Origin of the sequence: Reichenbachiella ulvae, from assembly GCF_025833875.1 — a bacterium.
GTDB lineage: Bacteria > Bacteroidota > Bacteroidia > Cytophagales > Cyclobacteriaceae > Reichenbachiella > Reichenbachiella ulvae.
In genome coordinates this window covers 1,798,717-1,823,771 of record NZ_JAOYOD010000001.1, presented here as the reverse complement: position 1 = coordinate 1,823,771, position 25,055 = coordinate 1,798,717, and the positions used below count along the sequence as shown (strand labels likewise).

The following is a 25,055-nucleotide window of genomic DNA, read 5'->3' as shown; positions in this document are numbered from 1 at the left end:
ATGGATAGAAGGAAATTTATTGGAAATACAGCCCTGCTTACAGGAGCAGGTATAATGTCATACTGTGGAGCGAATGCAACTCAGGAATCTAAAGAAGCTACCACGCAATCCTTAATAAAACCAAAGGCCTTGAGACCCGGAGATACCGTGGGTTTAATCACTCCAGGAAGTGCATTGGTCGGAGATGCCGAGGAACGTGCTATAAATAACATGAAGGCACTTGGTTTTAAAGTTGTCAAATCCAAAAATTTCAATGTTCGTACCGGTTTTGTGGCGGGATCTGATCAACAGCGTGTAGATGACATTCATGAGATGTTTTCCAATCCCGAAATTGACGGTATCTTTTGTGCTCGAGGAGGGTATGGTACTGGACGATTGCTCCAGATGCTGGATTATCAATTGATAAGAAACAATCCTAAAGTTTTCATAGGGTACAGTGATATTACTGCATTGCATTATGCGATTTACAATCAAGCTGGCCTGGTGACTTACCATGGTCCAGTAGCGTCTTCGGATTTTACGAGTTTCACATCTGATACGGTTCAAGAGACCATCATGTCTACTCACAAGCCCACCTTGCAAAGACCTAAAATATGGAAGGATAAAACGGCAGAATCTTATCAATATATGCAGCTGGTAGAAGGTAAGGCCGAAGGTCAATTGGTCGGTGGAAATCTAAGTATCATGTGCTCTTTGCTAGGAACACCCTATGACATTGATTTTAAAGGTAAACTGATTTTTATCGAAGAGGTAGGAGAGTCATTATATCGAGTGGATCGTATGTTGACTCAGTTGCTCAATACTGGAAAGCTTGACGAATGCGCTGGTGTAGTATTAGGTGTGTTTGCTAGTTGCAGGGCCAAGTCTGGTGGAGTGGATGATGATGACTATGTGACTTTGACGAAAGTACTCAAGGATCGTTTGGGTGATTTAAAAGTGCCAGTCATCTATGGTTTGCCCATTGGTCACATCGACGATAATGCTACTATGCCTATGGGGATAAGAGCCAGAATGGATAGTGAAACGGGGCAATTAGAGTTTTTGGAATCAGCGGTAATTTGATGTCTAGACTTACAAGCTATTTTTATTTCTTGTTGTTCAGTGTTGTGGTTGTTTCCTGCACAGGAGACAATTCGAATTCTGTCAGTAGGCCAAAAGAGTTAGTCATAGACAGAGCTGAATACAAGCAAAGACTTTATGGCTTTTGGCTAGGGCAGTGTATCGCCAATTGGACAGGTCTGGTGACCGAAATGGACAAGATTGGCGATATTGGAGAGATAAAAACGGGAGACTTTTATACACGTGATGACTGGGGGAAGCCAGATCAGCCTAGCATTTGGGGGCAAGGGATTCCAAGTGATTTGTCTTCTACTATTGACTTTGTGTTTCGAGAAGAGGGAGAAATGTGGGGTGCGGATGATGATACGGACATCGAGTACATGTATCAGTATTTATTGCATGGTGTGGATAGTACCCGATTGGGCCCGGAAGTAATTCGACAAGGATGGTTGACTCATATTCGAGCTGAGGAAGAAAACTATTTGTGGGTAGCAAATCAAAAGGCTTTCGATTTGATGAGAGAAGGAATGCTACCTCCTAAAACTGGGGCGCCAGAGAATAATGAGCACTATGACATGATAGATGCGCAATTGACTACTGAAATATTTGGACTTTTTGCTCCTGGGCAACCAGAAGTCGCTCGTGGACTGGCCTACTTGCCGATTCGAACAACCTCATCCAAAGATGCCACATGGATATCAGAATTTTATGTGACCATGTATTCGTTGGCTTCCAGTCCTTATTCTGGATTGGATTTCAAATCAAGGTGTATGGCTATGGCAGAGGAAGCGAGTAAGGTATTGCCGGACAGTTCTTATGCTGCTAAAATGTACGCTTTTGTTAAAGAAAAATATGATTCGGGCATACCCTGGGAGCAAACCCGAGATTCTGTTTACTTGAGATATCAGGTACAGCAAATGGACGGATATGATATCACCTCACGAGAGTTGTACTGCAATGGCTGTTTTGCTGCCGGAATCAATTTTGCTGCGAGTTTGATCAGTTGGTTTTATGGCGAAGGAGATTTGCGAGAGACAATTAAAATTGGTGCATTGGCTGGATGGGACTCTGATAATCCTACGGCAACCTGGGGTGGGTTATTAGGATTTATGTTAGGTAAAGAAGGAGTGGAAAAGGCCTTTGATAGAAAATTTTCCAGCCAATTCAATATCCACAGAACGCGTCAAAATTTCCCGAATGAAGGTGTTGATGATTTTGCACACATGGCCCAGGTAGGAGTGGAAATAGTGGATAAAGTCGTTCGCTTCGAAATGGGTGGAGAATTAGATTCTACCAACAATCAATGGCGAATACCTAATCCAGTTGTTATTCAGGATTAATCTGCAAATTATCTCCTATCGAGATGTGTCCCTTATTTCTTGGAACAAGATAGACTCCAAAATTCACTTTCCCTTCAGCTTGCTTTCGGTATTGGCTCAATGTTGCAAGAGGTTCCTTATCAGGAGATTTTATTTGTGATATCGGATCGATCGTAGTGAAAATGCATCTGGGGCAATGCGCATGTACATCAAATAGACAGCCATTGATATTTATGGTTTTCCAATTGTCTTCTTCATAAGCATTGCAGCCCTTTACTACAATATTTGGTCGGAAATTTAGAATACCGACAGGATGATCGAGTCTTGAATTGAGGTCATCCAGAGAAGCTTCTGAAAGAAGAAGTATAGGGGATGCATCGCCATAATTCAGGCGACTTCCCGGTTTTCCACCGTGCTTTTCTAAAATAGGGCGATTGATATCATGCAGCGCGATCAATTTGCAGGAGATTTCCAATGTTTCGCTTAACCACTCGGATAATCCATTGTCCAATTGGCACCCCTGAGTTGTATGACTAAATATTTTGATGTCTATTGGATCAGCGGAAACCTGTGTGGAACCCGATTTACTATTCCGATCAGAGTGCAATTGAATTTCTCTCTCAGTTACTTCTGCTCGAATCCTTAACAATTTGGGGTATTCTCTTCCAGTGATGATTTGGTTGTTATCATCTATCACCGCCAAAGTCCGGTCGTGGTTTAGGCCTTGTAGCGTGACTAAACTATTTTCAAGAGAAATTCCTGCACTAGATTTCAGAGGATAGATGAACAATTGGCTGACGCTGATCATACCTTATATTATAAAACCCAAAATCAGATACAAAATGAAAGTAGCTCCGCCTGCTAAGGCAGCATAAGGCAATTGTGTGTTGACATGATCGATATGATCACTGGCAGAGGCCATCGAGGAAATAATAGTCGTGTCCGAAATAGGTGAGCAATGATCTCCAAATACACCCCCGCCGATAGCGGCTGCAATGGCCATACTGACATTGCTATCCATGTTTTGTGCCATAGGGACTGCAATGGCAATCATGATGGCAAAGGTGCCCCAGGAGGTGCCTGTACTGAAGGCAATGAAACAGCTGGTCACAAAGACAATAGCTGGGACGAGCTTAGGTGATAGCCAGGTTTTGGTTATGTCCGCCACATACTGCCCAGTCCCTAGTTCTTTGCACAATGCGCCGATGGCAAAGGCGAATACCATCAGTAAGGCCAGAGATACCATACCTGACATGCCCTTAATCGAAAGGTCGATCATTTCTTTGAAGTCCATGATTTTTTGACTCCTATATAATAGCATAGCTATCAATATGGAGGCTGTGACAGAATACATGACAGCAGTGGACCCTGATCCATTGCCTATCGCACTAAAGATCTTTTCGAACCAGGCGCCACTGAGCTCTGGACTCCATCCGGTGTATATCAACATGGCTGGCATCATCAGGATCATAGTGACAATAGGGATAGTCATGTTAAAGGCACGCAGTTTACTACCGTCTTTGGCTTCTATCATGGCTACTTCGTCGGAGATCATAGGAGTAGAATCATCCGCTATAACCTTTCCTTCTTCCAGGGCTCTTTTCTCTGCTTTCTTCATGGGGCCGATATCCTTGCCGCTGAAGATTACATATAAGACCAGTCCAATGGCAAGGAAAGGATAAAAGTTGAAAATGAGTGACCCAAATAAGGTCTGAAAAGGTTTTTCGAATCCCTGAGTTAATAATAAGCTCATGATAAAGGCGCCCCATGCATTGAATGGGAAGATGATGCAAGAGGGGGCAGAACTGGAGTCAGCTAGATAAGCCAACTTCTCCCTGGGGATTTTCATCTTGTCAAAAATGGGACGATAGAGTGTACCGACAGTCAAAATGGAGATGTTGGATTCAACAAAGATGATGAGACCTGTGAGCGCCGCATATAGCTGTATCATCTTTCTACTTTTCGAATTGCTAGCTTTTTGTTCAAGCCGCAGAGAAACCCAATGAATGAATCCTGCTACTCCTCCTGAGCGCTGAATCAAAGCAATGAGTGATCCTACCAATAAGGTAAATATGACGGTACGGGTACTCCCAGCATCTTGAAAGACATGGACCAATGCCGCTAAAGTATCCATGGTGCCAGTTAAGGGATTGCCTCCATTTACAATCACCCAACCCAACCAAATCCCAAGAGTAAGGGATAAAAATACCTGCTTAGTTCTCAATGCCAGTACAATGGCGACCATAGGAGGGACGAGTGACCAAAAACCGTAATCGTGCATAATGCTATTCTTGAATTAAATCCCGAATCTAAGTCAAATCAAATCATAGCCCAACATCATATGGAAAAGTCTTCATTTTTCATTAACTTATTCTCAAGCTAAAACCTAGAATTATGAGAAAGACTATTTACATCTTAATAGCCCTCCTGTGTGCAAATTATTCCTATGCTCAAACCAAGTGGAAGTCCGATCCGGCACATTCCAATATTCAATTTGAAGTAGATCACTTGTCGATCTCTACAGTTACGGGGACCTTTTCTGAGTTCGATTGTAACATTGAATCTAAGCGAAACACATTCGAAGGGGCAAAGATTGAAGCCACTGTGCAAGTCAATAGCCTATCGACTAAGAATGTGACACGTGATAAACATTTGAGGGAGAATGATTTCTTCAATGTGAAGAAGTATCCAACCATGACTTTCAAAAGTGAATCTTTTGTGCAGCAGAGTACCAAAGAATACATCATTACTGGCTGGCTCACCATCAGAGATGTGACCAAGAAAATCTCATTTCCTGCAGAGTATAGTGGCATGGCTAAACTCGGAGAAAAAACGATATCAGCTTTTAAGGCCAGCTTTGTGATCAATCGATTTGATTTTAACCTGACCTGGGACGATACCCTGGATACGGGTAGCCTCGTAGTGGGAGAGGACGTGACTGTCAATCTTAACTTCGAGTTTGTGAAGATCTAATTTTGCTTTTTTACTACTATGAAGGGCGGTCTCGAACGTTGTGAATGGAACGATTTCGAGAGCGCCTCTTTTTTTGCCTTTCCACTCATGTAATTTCCAATGGCTGTAGCCTGATCTCCTAGTTTGGAATAGAAATCTTTTGTAGTTTCGGGGTTCATGAGCAACACCGAAAATTTTAGTAACCGCTGGGGAATCATCCTGGCCTCCTTAGGAATGGCCATCGGAGCGGGTAACCTCTGGCGTTTTCCTCGGCTCGCAGGGCAGTACGGCGGGGCTTTTATCATCCTTTGGATTGTTTTCCTCTTTATATGGTCTATCCCATTACTGCTAACTGAGTTTTCTCTTGGCAAGAATTTTAGGAAGGGTGTGATTGGTTCTTTTGCCTCCATGGCAGGTAAGAAGTACACCTGGATGGGCTTCTTCATCACCTTGTGTACTTTGGGGATTGCATTTTACTATTCAGTAGTGACTGCCTGGTCGCTTAGGTATCTGAGTTTCTCGATCGGGGAGTGGTTCGAAAAGGATGATCTGCTCACAAGAATGGATGAGAACCCCAGCTATATGTCGGACTTCTGGTACGGGGTGTCACATGAGAGTTGGATCACAGTGGCTACCTACATTGGGTGTGTGCTGCTGGGTGTGTGGGTTTTGTCCAAAGGGGTGCAAAAAGGCCTGGAGCGGAGCAATCGTATTCTGATCCCAAGTTTGTTTGTTCTGTTGCTGGTGATTGTCTTTATCTCCTTGAATATGGAAGGAGGGATTCAGGGGCTAGAATACATGTTTAGCATAGATTGGTCTCATTTTTCGGATGGGAAAATTTGGATAGAAGCACTTTCTCAATCCGCCTGGTCTACTGGTGCAGGTTGGGGCTTGATGATGACGATATCTTCTTATTCGAGAGAAAAGGAAGATATTACCCTCAATACCTTTATAGGCGCCCTGGGAAACAACACAGCTTCACTGGTGGCGGGAATGGCGATCTTACCGGCCGTTTTTGCCCTGGCAAATTCCGATGCAGAGGCCATTAGTTACTTGCAGCAGGGCAATCAGGCGTTGACCTTCACGATCATTCCAGAGTTGTTTGCCCATGTACCGGGTGGGACTTTTATGTCAGTAGTCTTTTTTCTAGCACTGTCTTTAGCGGCCTTTAGTTCCTTGCTACCTATGCTTGAGCTGATGACGAGAAACTTGCAGGACTTAGGACTGACTCGTAAACGAGTAATGATATGGGTGGCTGCATTTTTTGTAGTTTTCGGCTTTCCATCGGCTTTTTCATTGGATGTCTTCAATAACCAGGACTGGGTTTGGGGGCTGGGATTAATTGTGAGTGGCTTGTTCATACTCATAGGCCTGGTGATCTATGGCGTGAAAAGGTTTAAAAAGCAATTTGTAGACGAGGGTGCTGATTTGAAAGTACCGACGGCCTATTTTCAAGGGAGTGTTTATATCAACCTTGTTTTAGGTTGTGTACTTATATACTGGTGGATGTCTCAGGGCTTCAGTGCTCATCCATGGTTCAATGAATTGGGATCCTGGAATTTTATGGATGTTTATAGCAATGCATCTATCGTGACCCAATGGGGAACTGTCATCTTGCTTGGGGTTTTAATCAATGGTTTTTTGTATCGAAAATTTGTAAAAGAGAAATGAGTCTTCAAGCCATCATCAGCATGATCGTCATATTAGGAGTCGTCGTAGGAGGCTTTGTTTTTTCATTGGCGATTGCCATTCGCAAGGAAAAGGAAAATCGATAAGGGTTTTAACTCCTCAATATCTAATTTCGAGCTTTGGTTTCTTTGGCCAGGGCCTATTAACTATTTACTTTTTTACAATTAACTATTTCCGCATGGACAAAATTGATTCACTAAATCAGGTAGCAGAATTTCATAAGACTTTTAAACACCCCGTGCTGGCTTCTCCGACGATTCCGGATGAGAAAAGATGTGCGCTCAGAGTGGAGTTGATTTCAGAAGAGTTGAAGGAACTAGAGCAAGCGATCAAGGATAAAGATATGACAGAGATCGCCGATGCACTTTGCGATATTCAATACGTGCTTTCTGGAGCAGTCTTAGAGTTTGGTCTGGGAGAGAAATTCGTAGAGCTGTTCAATGAAGTGCAGCGCTCGAATATGAGCAAAGCTTGTAAGACACTGGAAGAAGCGGAAGCTACGGTGAAGCACTATAAAGAAAACAAAGGAACAGATAGCTATATCAAGGAAGAAGATGGATTGTTTTTGGTCTATAGAAAGGAAGATGATAAGACATTGAAATCGATCGATTATTCTCCAGCAGACTTGAAGAGTATTCTGGACAAGTAAGATGTATTTAGAGGGACGACTAATCGTCTCGGATATAAAAAAATAAAAGGACAACCGCGAGGTTGTCCTTTTTCGTTTTGGTTAAGTCATTGGGTTGACTCAGGGGTTTGACGTATGAGAGGTAAAACTCCAAAGGTTCGACTTTAAAATCCTGACAAAATCCTTTAAAATCCTGCCACTTTTTAACAAAAAGCCCTCAATTCGCAGTTTTTGGTCGCTTAACAATTTTTAACACTCCTCCTTTTCAAAATATTTTTGTCGGTTTTTATACTTGCAGCTGTACATAATTGAACCTGAATGGAATCATTCAGGAGTTAATAATTATTAGAAATTAAGTTAAAAAGAGAGTAATGTTTTGTGCTTCGAAACGACCTGATCGGGTAGGATGCGATCGAACAATCTTGCACAATAGGCCTATTAACTTAATAGTCTATTTCTTATTAACTCCAGCATTTGTAAATGCGGTTTGAACATCAGTTTTACTTTAAAATAGACAATAGAACTATGTCCATCGTAGTAGAAAATCTGACAAAACAGTACGGTGTGCAGAAGGCAGTAAATGACATCTCCTTTGAAGTTAAAACAGGGGAGGTCGTAGGTTTTCTTGGTCCGAATGGAGCAGGGAAAAGTACCACGATGAAAATGATTACTTGCTACATGGCACCATCTGCAGGGGACGTCCGATTGGATGGTGTCTCTGTACTGGAGCAACCGGAGGAGGTGAAAAAGAAAATCGGTTACCTCCCTGAAAACAACCCTCTCTATACAGACATGCCGATCGTAGAATACCTGCGGTTCGCAGCGGAAATTCAAGGTGTGGAGCCCAGCAAAATACCCACACGGATAGGAGAGATGATCGAGATGTGCGGACTCGATCTGGAGAAGCACAAAAAGATCAACGAACTGTCCAAAGGTTACCGCCAAAGAGTAGGGATCGCTCAGGCAATGATCCACGATCCAGAAGTGTTGATTCTGGATGAACCGACCACTGGTCTGGATCCTAACCAGATCATTGAGATCAGAAAGCTCATTAAAAAGCTTGGGAAGGAGAAAACGGTCATCCTGAGTTCTCACATTCTATCGGAAGTGGAGGCTACCTGTGACCGCATCCTGATCATCAACCGTGGAAATATCGTAGCAGATGGTTCGTCCGAAAACTTGAGAAAGCAAGCGCAAGGACAAGAACTACTGACTGTATCTATTGAGGCAGAGGCGAAGGAGGTAGAAGCTGCACTTCGTGATCTTGCTTCAGTCGAAAAAGTAGCTGCGGTGGATGGAAAAGAAGGATTTTATCAGGTGCAGAGCAAGCCGGAAAAGGCTTCTCGTAAGGCCATTTTTGATCTTTGTGTAGAGAAGAAGTGGTATCTGATGGAAATGACGGGCACTGAGACTCGTCTTGAAGATGTATTTAGAGACTTAACGAATTAAAATATAGATTCATGAACAAAATTTGGATCATAACCCGACGAGAGCTGTCGTCCTTTTTTGATTCATTGATCGCCTATGTGCTGATCGTAATCTTTCTAGGACTCAGTGGATTCTTTACCTGGCTGTTTGGCAACAACGTGTTTGTAATCGGACAGGCCAGCTTGCAAGTGTTTTTTCAGATCGGATTCTGGACGCTTTTCTTCTTCATACCCGCACTTACCATGAAGATGCTGGCAGAAGAAACCAAATCCGGCACCATAGAACTATTAAGTACCAAGGCAGTCACGGATTGGCAGATCGTGACGGGTAAATTCCTGGCCTGTCTGCTTTTGGTGATGATTGCCCTGGTGGCGACTTTGCCTTATTATGTGACGGTGAGTCGACTGGGCTCAGTAGACCATGGAGCCATTATCGGTGGATATTTAGGGCTTGTGTTTCTGTCCGCTGGATATATCAGCATCGGCATCTTTGCCAGCTCGATCACCAACAATCAGATTGTGGCCTTCTTGATCGCACTTTTGATTGGTATTTTCTTTCAGTTGCTATTCGATATGTTAGGCTTTCAGTTCCGTGGGGGACTGGGCAGTGTATTCAACTACCTGAGCATGCGCACGCATTTTGATTCTCTGTCCAGGGGTGTGATAGACTCACGCGATCTCGTCTATTTCGCTTCGGTGATACTAGGTGGATTGACAGTCTCTCAGGCCATGTTGAGCAAACGAAACTGGTATTCTTAATTCATCATAAAAAGAACAATAGACATGCAAAAGAAGAGTAATGTTATCATTCGATTGGTTGTGTTTGCCTTGATTCTTTTTGTGGTGAACATGATCGCGTCCAAGCTGTATTTCAGATTGGATTTTACCGAGGATCAGCGATATACGCTGAGTAAAGCCTCTAAGGATATTCTCAATGATCTGGACGATGTGGTCACAGTGAAGGCTTATTTTTCTGAAGATCTACCGGCTCAGTTACTGAGCAACCGACAGGATTTTGAGGACCTGCTGGTAGAGTACGAAAACAGATCTGGAGGAAATGTAGTGTATGAGTTCATCAGTCCCAATGAGGATGAGGAGTTGGAGCAAGAAGCGCAACAAAGCGGGATTCAACCAGTGATCATCAATGTAACGGAGAAAGATCAAGTCCAGCAACTGAAAGCATATATGGGTGCAGTCCTGATGATGGGGGATCAAAAGGAAGTGATCTCCGTCGTTCAACCAGGCGTAAATATGGAATACGGATTGACTACTTCTATTAAGAAGCTATCTGTCACAGACAAACCTAAAGTGGGATTGCTACAAGGGCATGGAGAGCCTAGTCTTCAGGAGATTGCTCAGTTGCAACAGCAGCTTTCGATCCTTTACGAGGTGGAAACCATAGACCTGTCTACCCAGACAGAAGTGCCAACTTATTTGCGTTCTCTGGCTATCATTAATCCATCGGATACCATTTCTGATATGGACTTTGCGAAGATCGATGCCTTCATGGCGCAGGGAGGTAATGTTTTTGTCGCTTATAGTAATCTGAAGGGGGATCTACAAAATGGTTATTTGAGCAAAGGTCCCAATATTGGATTGGAGGACTGGTTGGCAACTAAAAAAGTGAATATGGGAGACCGGTTTGTAGTTGATGCCAATTCTGGGTCGGTTACCGTTCAGCAGAACAATGGAGTATTCAATATTCGATCGCAGATTAAGTTTCCTTACTTTCCTATGCTATCGGATTTTCCAGAACATCCGACAACCCAGGGACTGGAGGGTATGATGTTGCCATTTGTCAGTGCTTTGAACTATACAGGCACAGACTCTGCGACTACTTTTCAGCCTTTGATCATGACCTCTGATATGTCCGGATTGGCACAGACTCCCACTATGGTCAACATTGATAAGAAATGGAATGAAAATGATTTTCGTGATGGACCTCAAACTTTGGCTATGGCAGTCGAGGGGCCTCTCGCGGGGAATCAAAATGCCAAACTGATAGTGGTATCAAATGGTCAGTTTGCCATCAACGGCAATCCACCACAGCAGATCAGTCCTGATAATGTCAATTTTGTATCCAATGCTATCGATTGGTTGTCAGATGATACTGGTTTGATCGATTTGAGGACAAAAGGTGTCACCTCCAGACCGCTGGAAAAGCTGGAAGATGGGGAACGCGAGACCCTCAAATATGCGAATGTGGTTGTACCGATTTTGCTGGTGCTGATCTATGCTTTCGTTCGTAAACAACGATATGCAAGAAAGAAACAAAAGTGGATGCAAGGAAACTATAATTGATTGAGAGCATGAAGATTAATAATATCACACTTATAGGAATATTGGTGGCACTGGTTGGGGTCTACTTTTTGGTAGAGTATACTGGTGACAAGAGCCGAAGCGATTCTATGCGATCGGAGCTGGTCGAGCTAAACGTGGAGGCGGTGACTGGATTGGAGGTAGAAGCTCCTAACAGTTCAGTTTCGGTCAAGAAAGAGGGGGAGGATTGGAGTGTTTCGCTCCCAGATGGTAAAACTGTACCAGCTGTGGCCTCTTCCGTGGAAAATGCCATCAATGCATTGAATACCATCAAGCCAAGCCGACTGGCGAGTAAAAAAGAGGAAAAGTGGAAAGACTATCAGGTCGATTCGGCAGGTACTCGTGTCAAAGTGTATCAGGGAGATGAAGTAGCTCTAGATATCATTTTAGGACGTTTTGCCATGGAAGGGCAGCGTTCGTATAGCACTTTTGTTCGCCTGGCTGAGGATACTGAGGTGTACAATGTCAAGGATTTTATGGCCTTTTCAGTTCCCAGCGATGCGAGTGCTTATAGAGACAAATCACTGGCTAAGGTGAACAAAGATTCATTGGCGCAAGTGAGTGTAAGCTATCCAGCCGATAGTTCTTTTGTACTGACTCAGGCAGATGGTCGATGGTTGATCGAGGGGCAGGAGGCAGATTCTGCCGCAGTATCCAAATATCTACAGTCTTTCAGAAACGTCAGCAGCAGCAAATTTTATAACGAGGAAGTAAGTGGTACACCAGAGGCTGTCTTGAAATTGGAAAACAATGATGGATCGATCATCACCATCGATGCCTATTGGAGGGACGAAAAGTGGATTATACATTCATCTGAAAACGAGACTGGCTGGTTTGAAGATGAGAAATTATTCGAACGAATATTCAAAGGGCCGAGTGAGTTGAGAGGATAACCCTACCCGATTAGCATTGGATTTAGATTCTATTCCCCTCCAAAGAAAAAACATAGGTAAAACTATTCCTTCAAAAGCCTCAAATTGTACGATTTGGGGCTTTTTTGGATGGCTAGCTAGTTACTCTTGTCTCAGAGAGTCCGCTGGGTTGGATCTGGAGGCTCTGATCGTCTGTATGCTGATGGCCAGACTGCCAATGACAAATACAATCAGGGTAGCCAGGATGTAAGTCCAGTAGCTGACGCTGAGTCTGCTGGCAAAATTTTGCAGCCAGTAATCTGTCGCAAAGTAGGCGAGAGGCCAGGCTATGACCGTCGCTATACCGATCAACTTGATGATTTCATTGGACAGTAGACGAACCAGGGATTGCGTACTGGCTCCCAGTACTTTTCGGATGCCAATTTCTTTCTTGCGAATTGATAGTGTGTAGGTTATCAATCCGATCAGCCCGAGGCAGGCAATGAAGATCGACAGACAGGCAAATACCAAAAAGACTTTCCCGGTGGTGGATTCTGATTTGTAGAGATTTTCATAGTCTTCGTTGAAGAAGAAGTACTGGAACGGCTTGTTGTAGCTGTGGTCGTACCAGGTAGCCTCTATGAAGTCAATGGTCTCTCTTAGGTCTTGCGTATCGGCCAGACGAATACAAGCATAGCCTTCCCAGTTGCCATGCATGATGGTCTGGACGCTTGGCTGGATCGGTCGATGCAGCGATTCGAAGTGATAGTCTTTTAGGACTCCGATGACCGTCAGGTAATCGGTGCTGCCATCCCTGTGTCGGTTGATGAACCTCTTGCCTATCGGCTTGTCAAATTCCAGTAGTTTGACCGCACTTTCGTTGATGAGGACCGCATTAGAGTCCGATGGGTACTCTCTGGAGAAATACCTTCCTTCCTTCAGCTCTAGTCCCATCATTTCGGCATAGCCAAAGCTCACATTGTTTTGATACAAAGTATATGGCGCATCTGGTTGGTCTTCGCTGATGAAGGCATTGTTGTTATACCTTGACTTGCCCGGAATGGAAGTGGCATTGGCTACCGATTTGATTTTAGGATTGGTCAGCAATTGGTTTTTGAAGGTCTCCAGATTGTCTCGTAGCACATCTGGTCTTCTTACGACCAGCACTTGCTCCTTGTCAAAGCCCAGGTTTTTGGTCATCATAAAGTCGGTTTGCTTATACACCACTACCGTACCTATGATGATGATGATCGAGGCGGTGAATTGAATCACCACGAGTAGGTTTCTCAACCATCCCGATTTGGCGCCCTTTCGATAGGTCCCGCCTAGCACCTGTGCAGGTTTGAAGGCAGCCAGCACGAAGGCCGGATAAAAACCTGCCAATATCCCTATCATAATGGCCAATACAAACATGGCTCCCCAGGCCAGCGGGCTAGTAGTCAGATCAATGGCCAGTGTTTTGCCGATTAGTTGGTTGAAGTAGGGCGTGGTGAAGACCACCAGTACATAAGCCAATGCTGTCGCCATGATCGAAATGATGATGGATTCGAAAATGAACTGATAGATCAGGCTTTGGCGGGTCGAACCGGCTACTTTTCTGATCCCCACTTCCTTGGCTCTGGAGGAAGACTGGGCAGTAGCGAGATTGACGAAATTGATCACTGCTATGAACAACAATATGAGGGCAATGATGCTGTAGATGTAGATATACGAAATGTCGCTGTTGCCTTCCATTTCATCTTCCGTATCAGAAAACAAGTGGATGTCCGTCAAAGGCATTAGGTAATAACCGAAGGAGTTACCTGCAGATTCCCATTCTTCAAGGGTGGCTCCAATGAACTTCTCGATCTGAGGACCCACATATTTGGTGACCATTTCCTGCATTTTGTTTTCGAAGGCTGTCACATCTGCATCTTGGTGAAGAATGATGTAGGTATAGAAATTGTGACTGACCCATTGGTCGTTGTTCCAGTGCTTGTAGCTGCTCATCGATCCCAGCATGTCGAACTTCAGGTGCGAGTTGTCCGGTATGTCTTTGATCACAGCGGTGATTTTGTAGTGTATGGTGTCTTGCTCTACGGTGATTTGTTTGCCCATAGGGTCTTCGTCTCCAAAATACTTTTTGGCAAAGGACTCTGTCAGAACCATTGATCTTGGTTCGATCAAGGCAGTTTTTGGATCTCCTGATACTATGGGGAAGTCGAATACATCGAAGAAGGTGGAATCAGCAAAAAGCACCCCGTCTTCGTTGAATTTCTTGTTGTCATAGCCAATGAACCAGGCACCACTTTCTTTCACTCGGGTGACCTTCTTGACTTCTGGATAGTCGTTAAGCAAGGCCTGAGACATGGGAGAAGCCGTGTTGGCCATGTCCATTTCCTTGCCCTGAATTTGTCCGAGGACATGTACCCGGTACATATTCTCGTGGTTGCTGTGCATTTTGTCATAGCTCAATTCGTTGAGGATGAAAAGCGCTATGAATACAAAACTGGCGATCCCTATCGCCAAGCCACTGAGGTTGAGTAGGAAGTAGCTTTTGTGCTTTCGAAGATTTCGAATCGCTGTGATGTAATAGTTCTTAAGCATGTTTTTGAGTTTTGATTGATCCTTTTATTGTCCTGCTTACTAGTTGGACAATGAGTTTGCTTCATTGGACGCATTTTTTACTGTCTTTCTTACAAATCAGTCTAAAAATTTAATTCGGGCTTATAACTTAGTGGCACAATGATCGAGACCAAACACTGGAACATAAAAGTGCCTAATGGGGCTGGAAAGGAAAATTTGATCACCGATTTGACTCAGGGGAAAGTTCTTCTTCAAGGAATTCCAAAAGATCAAATCAAGCTTTACTCGGTGATCACTTTGGCCAAATTTATTCGTGAAGAGGAAATTCATGACAAGTTTGAAGTGCTCAACGAAAGGGGACAGGCACTCAAGTCCATGTCTAGTGGGGAGCGCAAACGAGCCTTGCTAGACTATTTCCTGGCTCAAGAAACTCAGGTGCTGATCCTGGACAATCCACTGGATAGTCTGGATGTAGAGGGGAGAGAAATGTTGATTCAACGAATCGAGGAGGTAGCCCAGTCTTGTCAGGTCATCAATATCGTGAGTAGGGAAAGGGATTTTTTACCCTTTGTTTCAGAACATTTGGTTTATCAAGAGGGCGTGTTGAAGCCATTTGAATCCAGCCATTCTGCAGCAGGACGAAGCTTGCTACAGGGGAGTATTCCTGAGGCGATCGAAACGATAGAAGTGAAGGGGGAGGAATTGATTCGAATGAATCAGGTTTCGGTTTCCTATTTAGAACGGGCCATATTGAAAGACATCAGCTGGACGATACGAAAAGGGGAGTTTTGGCAGCTCAAAGGCCCAAATGGAGCCGGTAAGACTACCTTGCTGAGTATGATCACAGGAGATAATCACAAAGCATATGGGCAGGACATTACACTGTTTGGTTTCAAAAAAGGGAGTGGAGAATCGGTCTGGGATATCAAAAAGAACATAGGCTACTATACCTCAAATATGACCTACGACTTCTGGCGCAACCAGAGCGTGGAGTATATGATCATCTCTGGATACTTCGATTCGGTAGGACTCTACCAAAAGCCCAGCGAACTGATGAGGAAAAGGACAGAAGCCTGGCTGGACTTGATCGGACTCTCAGGTCAGAAGGATAAGCCATTCATAGATTTGCCCATCGGCCATAGACGATTGGTACTGATTGCGCGTGCTATGGTGAAGCATCCGCCACTATTGATTCTGGACGAGCCTGCCTCAGATCTGGACGATCACAATGCTCAACTCATGTCCGATCTGGTCAACAAAATCGCCAGGGAGAGTGAGACGGCTATCCTCTATGTGTCCCATCAGGACGAAGAAGGATTGCGTCCTGAGAAGGTCTATGAACTGAAGCCCGGGCAGATGGGGTCAACTGGACATGTGGTCAAATAAAAACGCCAGCAAAACGAGTTCGCCGGCGTTTGATTCATTATTACACTTTGTCTTTAGAAACTGATCAAATAAGAGATCGTTGGGAACATCGGTAGCTGTGGAGCCTTATAGATCGAGTTGTTGGCCTGGATGAAGTATTCATTCACAATGGCTTTGTTGTTGGTGGCATTTTGCACATCGATCTTAAACTCACGTGTGGTTCTTCCTTTGTTTCTTCTGATTCCCACCGCAATATTGGCAATGAAGATATCATCTGATCTTTCAGAAAAGGGTTTGTCTACCTTCACTTCTTCACCAGCGGCGATGGAGGCCTCCAGGTCTATAGGGGTATACCTCTTACCGCCTAGCAAGGAGATCTTGCCATTGACGAAGAAAACGCGGTTCTTTTCTGCCTTGCCCATCTTCATTTCTTTACCAATCAGCAGATTGAATATATAGTCGCTCGCAAAAGCACTTTTTCTTTCTATGCCATCTTCTGGTGTGTAGAGGGAGTTGAATATAGACGCAGAGCCCAAGTAATAGAAGCCTTTGTTGAGGTATTGCTCCAATGTAAGTTCAATGCCGTAGTTGCGTCCGGTACCTCCGTTGGTCAAGGCTTGTCGGGTATACTGATCCGATACGTTGATCATGGAGTAGGTGCTTCCTGCTTCTTCTGAAATCAATACATCGTAGAGATGCTGATAATAAAGCTCTGCTTTCAGGTGGGTATGCGTACCGATTGCCTGATCATATCCTAGTACAAAATGAGCAGCCTTGGTCAATTCCAGGTCCTTGTTGGGTTGGTAGTAGCTACCATCGTCCTGGTGGATTTTCCATAAGTAGACAGAGATGGATTCTGTTTTACTATGCAGACCGACCCCAAAATTGAGTGATTTTCTAGGGGCGAAATCCCATTTAGCAGCGACTCTTGGTTCGATGTTGTAGCTATTATTCAATCCGAAATCCTGGATGTGTAAACCACTGGTCATAGTCAGAGTTTCCGTCATTCTATACTTCCAGGTCAGGAAGCTTTGGGTGCGCTGTGTCATGCCATCATCAGAGAGAGCGTTTTCCATCTGATCAGTTTCATAGTTGAACACGTTCTGGGTCATATTGAAACCCAGGTAGTTAAGAATAGTCCCCACTTCGATTTTGTGTCTATGGTTGAACTTGTAGCCATAGGTCACAGAAGCGCGGTAGTAACTTCTGGTATAATCCGCATTGAAGTTGTTGTAAAAGCCTCCCGTGCCGTCATTCAGCGGCAAGTTGTCCGTTGAATAAAGGGAAGTACCAGAGATGGCAAGATAGGACCTCAGGTAAGACTTGTTGTCGATCAGGTAATTGTGGGTGATACCGATCGTACCCATACTGTTGTTGAACTCAGACTTACCGATGATCTCCTCATCGTCATCCATGGTGTTTTCTGTTTTGATGGCACTTAATCCACCCAATCCGAAAACAGAAAAGCTGTGCTTCTTGTTAACGGGTAGGTGGATGTTGAAAGAAAGGTCTTGATATTTTGGTACCCCACCGAAATCGACGATGCCCATTTTATCCACCAGGTCTAGCGATGAGTATCTGTAGTTGACCAGATAGGATCCAGCATAGTCCTTTTTGAATGGCCCTTCTGCTGCAAAGTCAATTCCTAGAGTGCTGAGCCCTGCGGTATATTCTCTTTGTTCGTTGTTGCCTCTTTTGAGTTTCATGTCAAACACACCGGACAGGGCATTGCCATACTCCGGAGCAAAGGCACCACTCATGAAGTCAGAATCTCCAAGCATGTTGCTGTTGAGGGCATTGATCGGGCCACCTGTCGCTCCGTCGTTTGCGAAGTGGTTAGGGTTGGGTATTTCGATCCCTTCCAGACGCCAAAGGATGCCTTTAGGTGAGTTTCCTCTTACGATGATGTCATTGTTCCCTTCAGGCGAGTTGGCCACACCAGCAAAGCCGGAGACCATTCTTGCTGGATCCGCAAAGGAACCTGCAAATCTTTTGGTTTCGTCTACCGAGAAGGAACGAGAACTGACCAGCGCCATTTCGTTGAGGACTTCCGATTTGTCTTTTTTGGCGGTGACAACAACTTCTTTTAGGCTTTCAAATGATTCTTTGATCGGCACATCCAGAATCATTTCTTTGGCAGAAGTCAGGAGAAGGTTGGGCATGAGTTTGTCTTCATATCCTATGTAGGTGATTTTGATTGTGATTCGACCGATAGCAACTTTTTCTATTTTGAAGCTACCGTCGATATCGGTGACGGCTCCTTTGATCGGGTCGGTCCCCACTACAACCACATTGGCACCAATGATTGGAGATTTAGAATCCTGATCTATGATGATTCCTCGGATATTTTGAGTCATATCCTGAGCCATGGCTGTTGTAGCCATGAAAAGAAGTATCAAGCTGAGTAAGGTTTTGGTTTTTGACAATTGATTCATTTATCCTTATAGTTTAAGTTTTCAGAGCTATGAAAACTGAAGAAGGATATACCCTGACAAGAAATTAAATTTTTTTTCTTTTTCTGAGTTTGATCGATCAATCTGGGTCGAGGAGATGTCTTCAGGTTGGTCAATTGACCTTTGGACTCGTTGGTTCAAGAGGAGAGGGGCTAGCTTCTTTTAGCCATTCGGTTCAGTAATATCCTGGATATCGATTCACACGAAATGTTGGGCAACAAAAAAGCCTTGACAAAATTGCCAAGGCTTTCAATATTTTGAACGAGCAGAGATTATTCTGCTGTGCTGTCTTCGCTAATTGCAGGAAGCTCTTCTGAGCTAGACTCCTCACCCAAATCCAATTCTGGTGCCGGAGTTGCAGGTAGTTTGTCTTGAGCACTCTCGATGTTAGGGCTCATTATTTCACTACCATTATTCGCCTGACCAATCAAAAATTTAGTAGACATAGTCAACACAATCAATGCAATAGCCAAAGACCAAGTCATTTTTTCTAGCAAGTCACCAGTTTTCTTCACGCCCATCAGTTGTGAAGTACCTGATCCGCCAAATTGGCTTGTTAAACCGCCACCCTTAGAGTTCTGGGCAAGGATCACCAATATAAGAACGATTGCTACAATGACAATCAAAGTAATGATAGTTGCAAACATTTATAAATTATTTAGTTTTTCAATTTGAGACGCAAAGTAAGCCTTTTTTTGAGGATTTTTCAAAATTAATTTCTCGTAGATTTCAATTGCCCTACTGATCTTCCCTTGCTCGGTTAATATCGAGGCGAGGTTCTCCGTGACCAGCTGATCAGGGAAAGCCGTGCTCTTTTCTGAGAGGTCTTCCGTATTCTCTGGGAGACTCTTCTTTTCTTTGTTTACTTCAATGCTCGGTTCCGTAGCAATGAATGACTCAATGATAGAGTTTTGAAATTCCTTATCGGGACGTTTTCTCTTTAGCTCAGTCGTTTTTTTTTTAGCCTCTTCTTCGTCAGAGGTGTCTTTTTTGTCGCTGGCCTTTTTCTTGGGGCTTAGCTTTTTCTTGGTCTGTTTAGCCTTCGAGCCCTCTTTTTTGTCGTCTTTTTCTGTAGGATCTTCTCCCTCAGATTTTTTCGCCTTTTTGGTGGTCGATTTTTTAGCTGAAGCGGTCTTCTTGGTTGTGGTCGATTTTTTAGTAGCTTTTTTTGCTACAGTTTTTTCTTCCGTCTCCTCTTTTTTCTTCTTGCTGCTAGCGGTTTTAGTTTTTTTATCAACTGCAGGCGCATCAGCAGACTCTTCTTTCACTTCTTTCGCTACTTCTTTTTTTGAAGCAGGTTCAGCATCCTTCTTTTTGCCTTCTTCCTTCTTAGGTTTGGTGAAGTTGTGAGGGCGTTTTAATATGGCCAGGCGGAATTTTTTATCCCCTTTAGAAGCGCCAGGTACCAGTTTTAGTTTTTTCCTTTCTTCGTTGTATTGATCCAGGTCTTCATCACTGCCCTTTACTTTATATTCGATGCTTTCACTCTCCGCAATTTCTTCTGCACTAGGATCTTCCAGATTTCCAATTTCTTTTTTGGTTGCTGGCTTTGCTGTAGAATCAGGGGTTGAAGGTTCTATGTCCTTCAGCTCTTCTTCTATTTGCTGTGTCGTTTCCTCTGATATCTCATCAATTTCTCCAGTTTCAGATTCAACCTTTTCACTGACCTTATCTACGATTTCGGTTAGCTCTTCGGAAGAAATCATTTCTTCTTCCTTCTCATCCTTGGTCTCCTCTTTTGGTTCTTCTGTTTTCTTTTTAGAAAGATCCGCAGGAGCCTCTTGTGGTACAGGAGGAGGGGAGTTGAAGCTGTAAACGGTATCTGGAGTAATCTCTTCAACAGACTCGTCTATTACTGGTGGAGCTGACTCATCATCTTCATCGGTAGAGGTTTCCTCTACTTCTGGTTCAGAAGCGTCATCTTCGATTTCTTTAGGCTCTTCCTCTTCAGGAGTTTCTATTTCTTCAGCTTGTTCTGGAGCAGATTCAGCGATTTGTTCCTCCAATTCCGCCATCTGATCCCCCAGCTCTTCAATGTCTGGTGCATCTTCAGCATCTTGTTTTGATTGAGCGGTTTCTGCTACTACTGTTTCTTCAGGAATGGTTTCTTCCTCAATTTCTTTTTCTGTGGCTTCCGGTTCAGCCGCATCTTTTGGTGTTTCTTTTGCAGGCTCTTCAGCTATTGCAGCATCTTCTGGTTCTGCCGGCTTTTCTAGCTCTTCTTTTTTCTTACGGGTTTCTTCTACCTTAGAATCAATCTGAGCCTCGATGCTATCCAGGACCTGATCAAAAGCAGAAGGTTGTTTTTCTTCAACTTCTGTTTCGGCCTTTGCAGTTTCTTTAGTCTCAGTGGTTTCTTCTGATGGAGTTTCTGCCTTGGCTTCTGTAGGAGCTTCCTTGCTTTCAATTGCATCTTCCTCTACATCAGCCACAGATGAGGCTTCCTCTTGGCTTACCTCATCAGCTATTTGTTGCTTCAGTTTCTCATAGTCAGGAGTTTCTTCTTTGACTTGAGGTGACTCTTCAATTTCTTCTGTTTTATCTTCTACAGGCAATATGACGATATCCTCTGGATGCTCTTTTTCATATTCCAGGTATTGCTCTCGACTGCTTTTCCAACTTTGAAGGTTAGCATACACTTCATCGATGAACTTGTCCATGTCTCCTTTAGGAACGGAAGGTGCTTTTGGAGCAGGAGAGGGTTTTGTGGTTTTGGTAACCACGGGATTGTATAAACCTGTAGCTATTGAGGTAATATAGTTTTTGAATACGGCTCGATTAGTCGCATAGACCGCCGCAGTGTTCATTTTTTTTGGAGTAGAGGGGAGTTTTAAAGCTTGGCTAGCCTTTGCCAATACCACATGCCCATTTTGGAAATAGGGATATTGTTGAACAAGTTTTTCCAGGGCCTTCACTTCTGCAGCTGAGGCTTTCTCCGCTGCTCCTACTAACTCAATAAACTTCTGCTTATTCAAGGGTGTGTTTGGTTTATGCTAAGCGCTAAAGTTAATAAAATTTACCAATTAGCCACAGAGCTGTTGAATATATCCAGAATGATCTGATCGAAGATTTCATCCACGAATTCTTCCTCGTTTGATGACAAGTCCTGACGATCCTGATCAAAATCTATGAAGAATGAAAATGTCTTCTCAAAATCAAAAGTATCGTCCTTGGTATTGACATAAACAGCATCTACATATATGGTGATTCGAGTCAGGCTGGTTAGGTCGATATTGGAGTCATCTTCTGCAGCAGTTACAGCTACAGGAGACAGGGTGTAATTAGAAATAGCTCCTTCTAATTGCAAGTCTCCGTCACTATCTACCAATACCAGATTGGTATTCTGAAGATAGTAATCCCTGATCTTCTCAGTAAATGTAATACTCATGTTGGAAGGTCCCAATGGAGCATTGTTGTAGAAGGTAGGGATGGAAATGGTCTTTACATCTGCTGAGATAGATGCACCTGTGAATGAATATACTCCACAAGATGTGTTCATGACTACCGCCAGCAATGCGATGACCAGACTAATCTTCCAATTCATATTGTTTGATTTTTCTGTAAAGTGTACGCTCCGAAATGCCTAAATCCTGAGCGGCATACTTTCTTTTGTTCTTATTTTTTCTCAATGCTCTGATGATCAATTCTTTCTCTTTCTTCTCGATAGAAAGCGAATCGTCTTCTTCTGCTTCGTGTGCAATATCTTCAATTTTATCCAATTCGTAGGTAGATAAATTGCGCTGTGCAGGAGAAATTAATATGGCATCATCCGACGACTCTCTACTTGGCTTTTCTGTGTACTTGTTATCTACTATTTCCAGATTTTGAAACAAGTTCTTATGCTCTTGCAGTATTTCTGTATTACTGCTTTCATTGTTGAGCATTTCGAGGACTAACTTTTTCAGTTCTGTTACATCGTTTTTCATTTCGAAAAGGATCTTATATAAGATGTCCCTTTCTGAGAAACCGCCTTTGTCCTGACCTCCTGATTCTGATTTGTTGATCGTAGCTGGAAGGTAGGAATTGTCAGAGGGTAAATATTGCGCGAGCTTAACGGCATCTAACGTACGATCCATCTCTAATACAGAGATTTGCTCTACGATATTTTTAAGCTGACGAATGTTGCCCGGGAAACGGAATTTATTCACCAGTTCTTTCGCATCCTCGGTCAGTTTGATTGGCTCTACTCTATACTGCTCCCCAAAATCGAAGGCAAACTTTCTGAAAAGCAATTCGATATCCGAACCTCGCTCTCTAAGAGGGGGGACGTAGATCGGAACAGTATTCAATCTATAATAAAGGTCTTCTCTGAACTTTTTGTTCTGAACCGCTCCAACCAGATTAACGTTGGTAGCTGCGATGACGCGAACATTGGTCTTCTGAACCTTTGAAGAACCTACTTTGATGAATTCTCCATTCTCTAATACACGTAGAAGACGAGCCTGGGTGCTAACTGGCATTTCGCCTATCTCATCCAAAAAGATAGTTCCTCCGTCAGTCACTTCGAAATATCCCTTTCTGGCTTCATGAGCCCCGGTAAAAGAGCCTTTTTCGTGACCGAATAGCTCAGAGTCAATGGTGCCTTCAGGAATCGCCCCACAGTTGATGGCGATGAACTGCCCATGTTTTCTCTTGCTCAGATGGTGAATGATCTTGGAGAAGGATTCTTTACCGCTACCGCTTTCTCCTGTGATCAATACACTCATGTCTGTAGATGCCACCTGTGCAGCTACATTGATGGCCTGGTTCAGTAGGGGGGAATTCCCTATGATCCCGAAGCGCAGTTTAATGGATTGGATTTCTGATTCTTTCAAACTCAAAATTTAGTTGTCGATTACGGTTCCAAAAAGAGTACCTGTAGTGGAGTCATTGACTTTTACTTTTACATAATCTCCTTTTTTGTGGTTGGCTGCATCGATTACTACCACTTTGTTGCTCGAAGTACGGCCGAATACCTGCTGGTCAGATTTCTTAGATGTTCCTTCTATTAATATCTCAAACTCCTTGCCAACAGCTTTGGCATTGTTCTCTTTCGAGTGTTGGTTTTGCAGTTCAATGATTTCGTTGAGTCTTCTTTTCTTCGTCTCCAAAGGAATGTCGTCCTCATATTTCTTTTCTGCAAGTGTACCGGGTCTTTCGGAGTAAAAGAACATGTAAGATAAATCGTATTTTACATACTCCATCAAGCTTAGTGTGTCCTTGTGTTCCTCTTCGGTCTCAGTACAGAATCCGGTGATCATATCACTGGATATACCACAGTCGTCACCCAGGATTTCTTTGATTTTGTCCACGCGCTCGATGTACCACTCTCGATCATAGGTCCTGTTCATCATGTCCAAAATACGAGAGTTGCCACTTTGCACCGGTAGGTGGATGTAATTGCAGATGTTCTCATACTTCTTCATCGTGTAAAGTACCTCGTCTGTGATGTCTTTAGGATGAGAGGTTGAAAACCTTACTCTCAGTTTAGGATCCACTTTAGCCACCATCTCCAGGAGATTGGCAAAATTGATGATTTCTTCTACGCCTGATTTCTCTAATCTGGCTTTGTTGTTCTGCTCTGCAGACCATTTGTATGAGTCTACATTCTGGCCCAACAGGGTTACTTCTCTGAAGCCTCTGTCGAACAGGTCCTGCGCTTCTTTGACGATCGAATAGGGATCACGGCTTCTTTCTCTTCCCCTGGTGAATGGTACCACGCAGAATGAACACATGTTGTCACATCCTCTCATGATAGAGATGAAGGCGGTCACTCCATTGGAGTTGAGTCGTACCGGGCTGATATCTGCATAAGTTTCCTCTCTGGATAGAAAAGTGTTGACCGCTTTCTGGCCCGTCTCCACTTCTGATAGGAGGTTAGGAAGATCACGATAGGCATCTGGTCCTACTACTAAATCGACAATCTTTTCTTCTTCGAGGAATTTAGATTTCAGACGCTCGGCCATACATCCCAATACCCCAACGACCATGTTAGGATTTTTCTTCTTGGTTCCGTTGATATGGTTCAGGCGATTTCTTACTGTCTGCTCCGCCTTTTCACGTATAGAACAAGTATTCAGAAAGGTAACGTCTGCTTCTTCGATCGATGAAGTAGTGGTGTATCCCTGCTCTTTCATGATCGACGAAACGATCTCACTATCAGAGAAGTTCATTTGACAACCATAGCTTTCGATATACAGTTTCTTTTTCCCAGTATTGCCTTCCTCTTTGGTGATTTGAACCTCTTCTTTTTTCAGCTCCTCACCATCCAGTATATCCAAGTCACTAATCAATCCTTTCATTCCTTCGATTTCTTTAAACAGACCTATTTTTTCGAACTGCAAAGATAGAAAAATGCGACATATTGTCAGTTTATTCAACTATTATATTGAGTCTTGTCTATACATTCTGGTTTATTGTTAGAATATGTGGGATTTGGGAAGAAATCT

General features: G+C 43.5%; 20 protein-coding genes. 11 read left to right on the top strand and 9 right to left on the bottom strand.

The window, feature by feature from the left end; genetic code table 11:
- Both N7U62_RS07390 and N7U62_RS07385 read left to right on the top strand, forming a co-directional pair.
- Positions 1-1,062, top strand: a complete 1,062-nt coding sequence (locus N7U62_RS07390) for a S66 peptidase family protein (protein ID WP_264137277.1) — start codon at positions 1-3, stop codon at positions 1,060-1,062.
- The gene (locus N7U62_RS07385) at positions 1,062-2,399 is read left to right on the top strand and encodes an ADP-ribosylglycohydrolase family protein (protein ID WP_264137275.1); all 1,338 of its coding nucleotides are present in this window, start codon (positions 1,062-1,064) and stop codon (positions 2,397-2,399) included. The genes N7U62_RS07390 and N7U62_RS07385 overlap by 1 nt, the downstream gene beginning before the upstream one ends.
- On the opposite strand, the gene N7U62_RS07380 is transcribed toward N7U62_RS07385, so the two are convergent.
- Both N7U62_RS07380 and N7U62_RS07375 read right to left on the bottom strand, forming a co-directional pair.
- Positions 2,386-3,186 carry an MOSC domain-containing protein gene (locus tag N7U62_RS07380; protein WP_264137274.1) on the bottom strand — a complete coding sequence of 267 codons (801 nt, stop codon included), beginning with the start codon at positions 3,184-3,186 and terminating at the stop codon, positions 2,386-2,388. The genes N7U62_RS07385 and N7U62_RS07380 overlap by 14 nt on opposite strands.
- A gap of 3 nt (positions 3,187-3,189) precedes the next feature.
- The gene (locus N7U62_RS07375; RefSeq protein ID WP_264137272.1) at positions 3,190-4,659 is read right to left on the bottom strand and encodes a Na+/H+ antiporter NhaC family protein; all 1,470 of its coding nucleotides are present in this window, start codon (positions 4,657-4,659) and stop codon (positions 3,190-3,192) included.
- A 113-nt stretch (positions 4,660-4,772) separates the two neighbouring features.
- Here N7U62_RS07375 and N7U62_RS07370 point away from each other — a divergent pair, with 113 nt between their 5' ends.
- The 8 genes from N7U62_RS07370 (at position 4,773) to N7U62_RS07335 (ending at position 12,286) form a co-directional block, all read left to right on the top strand.
- A complete protein-coding gene (locus N7U62_RS07370) occupies positions 4,773-5,351 on the top strand; it encodes a YceI family protein (RefSeq protein ID WP_264137271.1) in 579 nt (192 codons plus the stop codon).
- Positions 5,352-5,507: 156 nt separating this feature from the next.
- Entirely contained in the window at positions 5,508-7,001 is a 1,494-nt protein-coding gene (locus tag N7U62_RS07365; RefSeq protein WP_264137270.1) for a sodium-dependent transporter, read from the top strand.
- Positions 6,998-7,105, top strand: a complete 108-nt coding sequence (locus tag N7U62_RS07360) for a MetS family NSS transporter small subunit (protein ID WP_264137268.1) — start codon at positions 6,998-7,000, stop codon at positions 7,103-7,105. Before N7U62_RS07365 ends, N7U62_RS07360 begins: the two co-directional genes overlap by 4 nt.
- 92 nt (positions 7,106-7,197) lie before the next feature.
- Positions 7,198-7,668 carry a pyrophosphohydrolase domain-containing protein gene (locus tag N7U62_RS07355; protein WP_264137266.1) on the top strand — a complete coding sequence of 157 codons (471 nt, stop codon included), beginning with the start codon at positions 7,198-7,200 and terminating at the stop codon, positions 7,666-7,668.
- Between the two features lie 504 nt (positions 7,669-8,172).
- Complete coding sequence (locus N7U62_RS07350) at positions 8,173-9,096, top strand: ATP-binding cassette domain-containing protein (protein WP_264137265.1); 924 nt, start codon at positions 8,173-8,175, stop codon at positions 9,094-9,096.
- Positions 9,097-9,107: 11 nt separating this feature from the next.
- Complete coding sequence (locus tag N7U62_RS07345; RefSeq protein ID WP_264137264.1) at positions 9,108-9,833, top strand: ABC transporter permease subunit; 726 nt, start codon at positions 9,108-9,110, stop codon at positions 9,831-9,833.
- 24 nt (positions 9,834-9,857) lie between these two features.
- Entirely contained in the window at positions 9,858-11,375 is a 1,518-nt protein-coding gene (locus tag N7U62_RS07340; RefSeq protein WP_264137263.1) for a GldG family protein, read from the top strand.
- An 8-nt stretch (positions 11,376-11,383) separates the two neighbouring features.
- Positions 11,384-12,286 carry a DUF4340 domain-containing protein gene (locus N7U62_RS07335; RefSeq protein ID WP_264137262.1) on the top strand — a complete coding sequence of 301 codons (903 nt, stop codon included), beginning with the start codon at positions 11,384-11,386 and terminating at the stop codon, positions 12,284-12,286.
- A 120-nt stretch (positions 12,287-12,406) separates the two neighbouring features.
- Here N7U62_RS07335 and N7U62_RS07330 read toward each other — a convergent pair whose 3' ends face one another.
- On the bottom strand, positions 12,407-14,830 hold the full coding sequence (locus tag N7U62_RS07330) for an ABC transporter permease (RefSeq protein ID WP_264137261.1): 2,424 nt from the start codon (positions 14,828-14,830) through the stop codon (positions 12,407-12,409).
- A gap of 138 nt (positions 14,831-14,968) precedes the next feature.
- Between N7U62_RS07330 and N7U62_RS07325 the strand changes: the two genes are divergently transcribed.
- Entirely contained in the window at positions 14,969-16,195 is a 1,227-nt protein-coding gene (locus N7U62_RS07325; RefSeq protein ID WP_264137260.1) for an ATP-binding cassette domain-containing protein, read from the top strand.
- Positions 16,196-16,248: 53 nt separating this feature from the next.
- Here N7U62_RS07325 and N7U62_RS07320 read toward each other — a convergent pair whose 3' ends face one another.
- From N7U62_RS07320 to miaB, 6 genes are all read right to left on the bottom strand, one after another.
- Entirely contained in the window at positions 16,249-18,609 is a 2,361-nt protein-coding gene (locus N7U62_RS07320; protein ID WP_264137259.1) for a TonB-dependent receptor, read from the bottom strand.
- Positions 18,610-18,899: 290 nt separating this feature from the next.
- The gene (gene secG, locus N7U62_RS07315) at positions 18,900-19,274 is read right to left on the bottom strand and encodes a preprotein translocase subunit SecG (protein ID WP_264137258.1); all 375 of its coding nucleotides are present in this window, start codon (positions 19,272-19,274) and stop codon (positions 18,900-18,902) included.
- A complete protein-coding gene (locus N7U62_RS07310; protein WP_264137257.1) occupies positions 19,275-21,602 on the bottom strand; it encodes a DUF8458 domain-containing protein in 2,328 nt (775 codons plus the stop codon). It lies immediately after the preceding gene.
- Positions 21,603-21,643: 41 nt separating this feature from the next.
- Positions 21,644-22,171, bottom strand: a complete 528-nt coding sequence (lptE, locus tag N7U62_RS07305) for an LPS assembly lipoprotein LptE (protein WP_264137255.1) — start codon at positions 22,169-22,171, stop codon at positions 21,644-21,646.
- Positions 22,155-23,441 carry a sigma 54-interacting transcriptional regulator gene (locus tag N7U62_RS07300; protein WP_264137253.1) on the bottom strand — a complete coding sequence of 429 codons (1,287 nt, stop codon included), beginning with the start codon at positions 23,439-23,441 and terminating at the stop codon, positions 22,155-22,157. Before N7U62_RS07300 ends, lptE begins: the two co-directional genes overlap by 17 nt.
- Before the next feature lie 9 nt (positions 23,442-23,450).
- Positions 23,451-24,908, bottom strand: a complete 1,458-nt coding sequence (miaB, locus tag N7U62_RS07295) for a tRNA (N6-isopentenyl adenosine(37)-C2)-methylthiotransferase MiaB (RefSeq protein ID WP_264137252.1) — start codon at positions 24,906-24,908, stop codon at positions 23,451-23,453.
- Between the last annotated feature and the right edge of the window lie 147 nt (positions 24,909-25,055).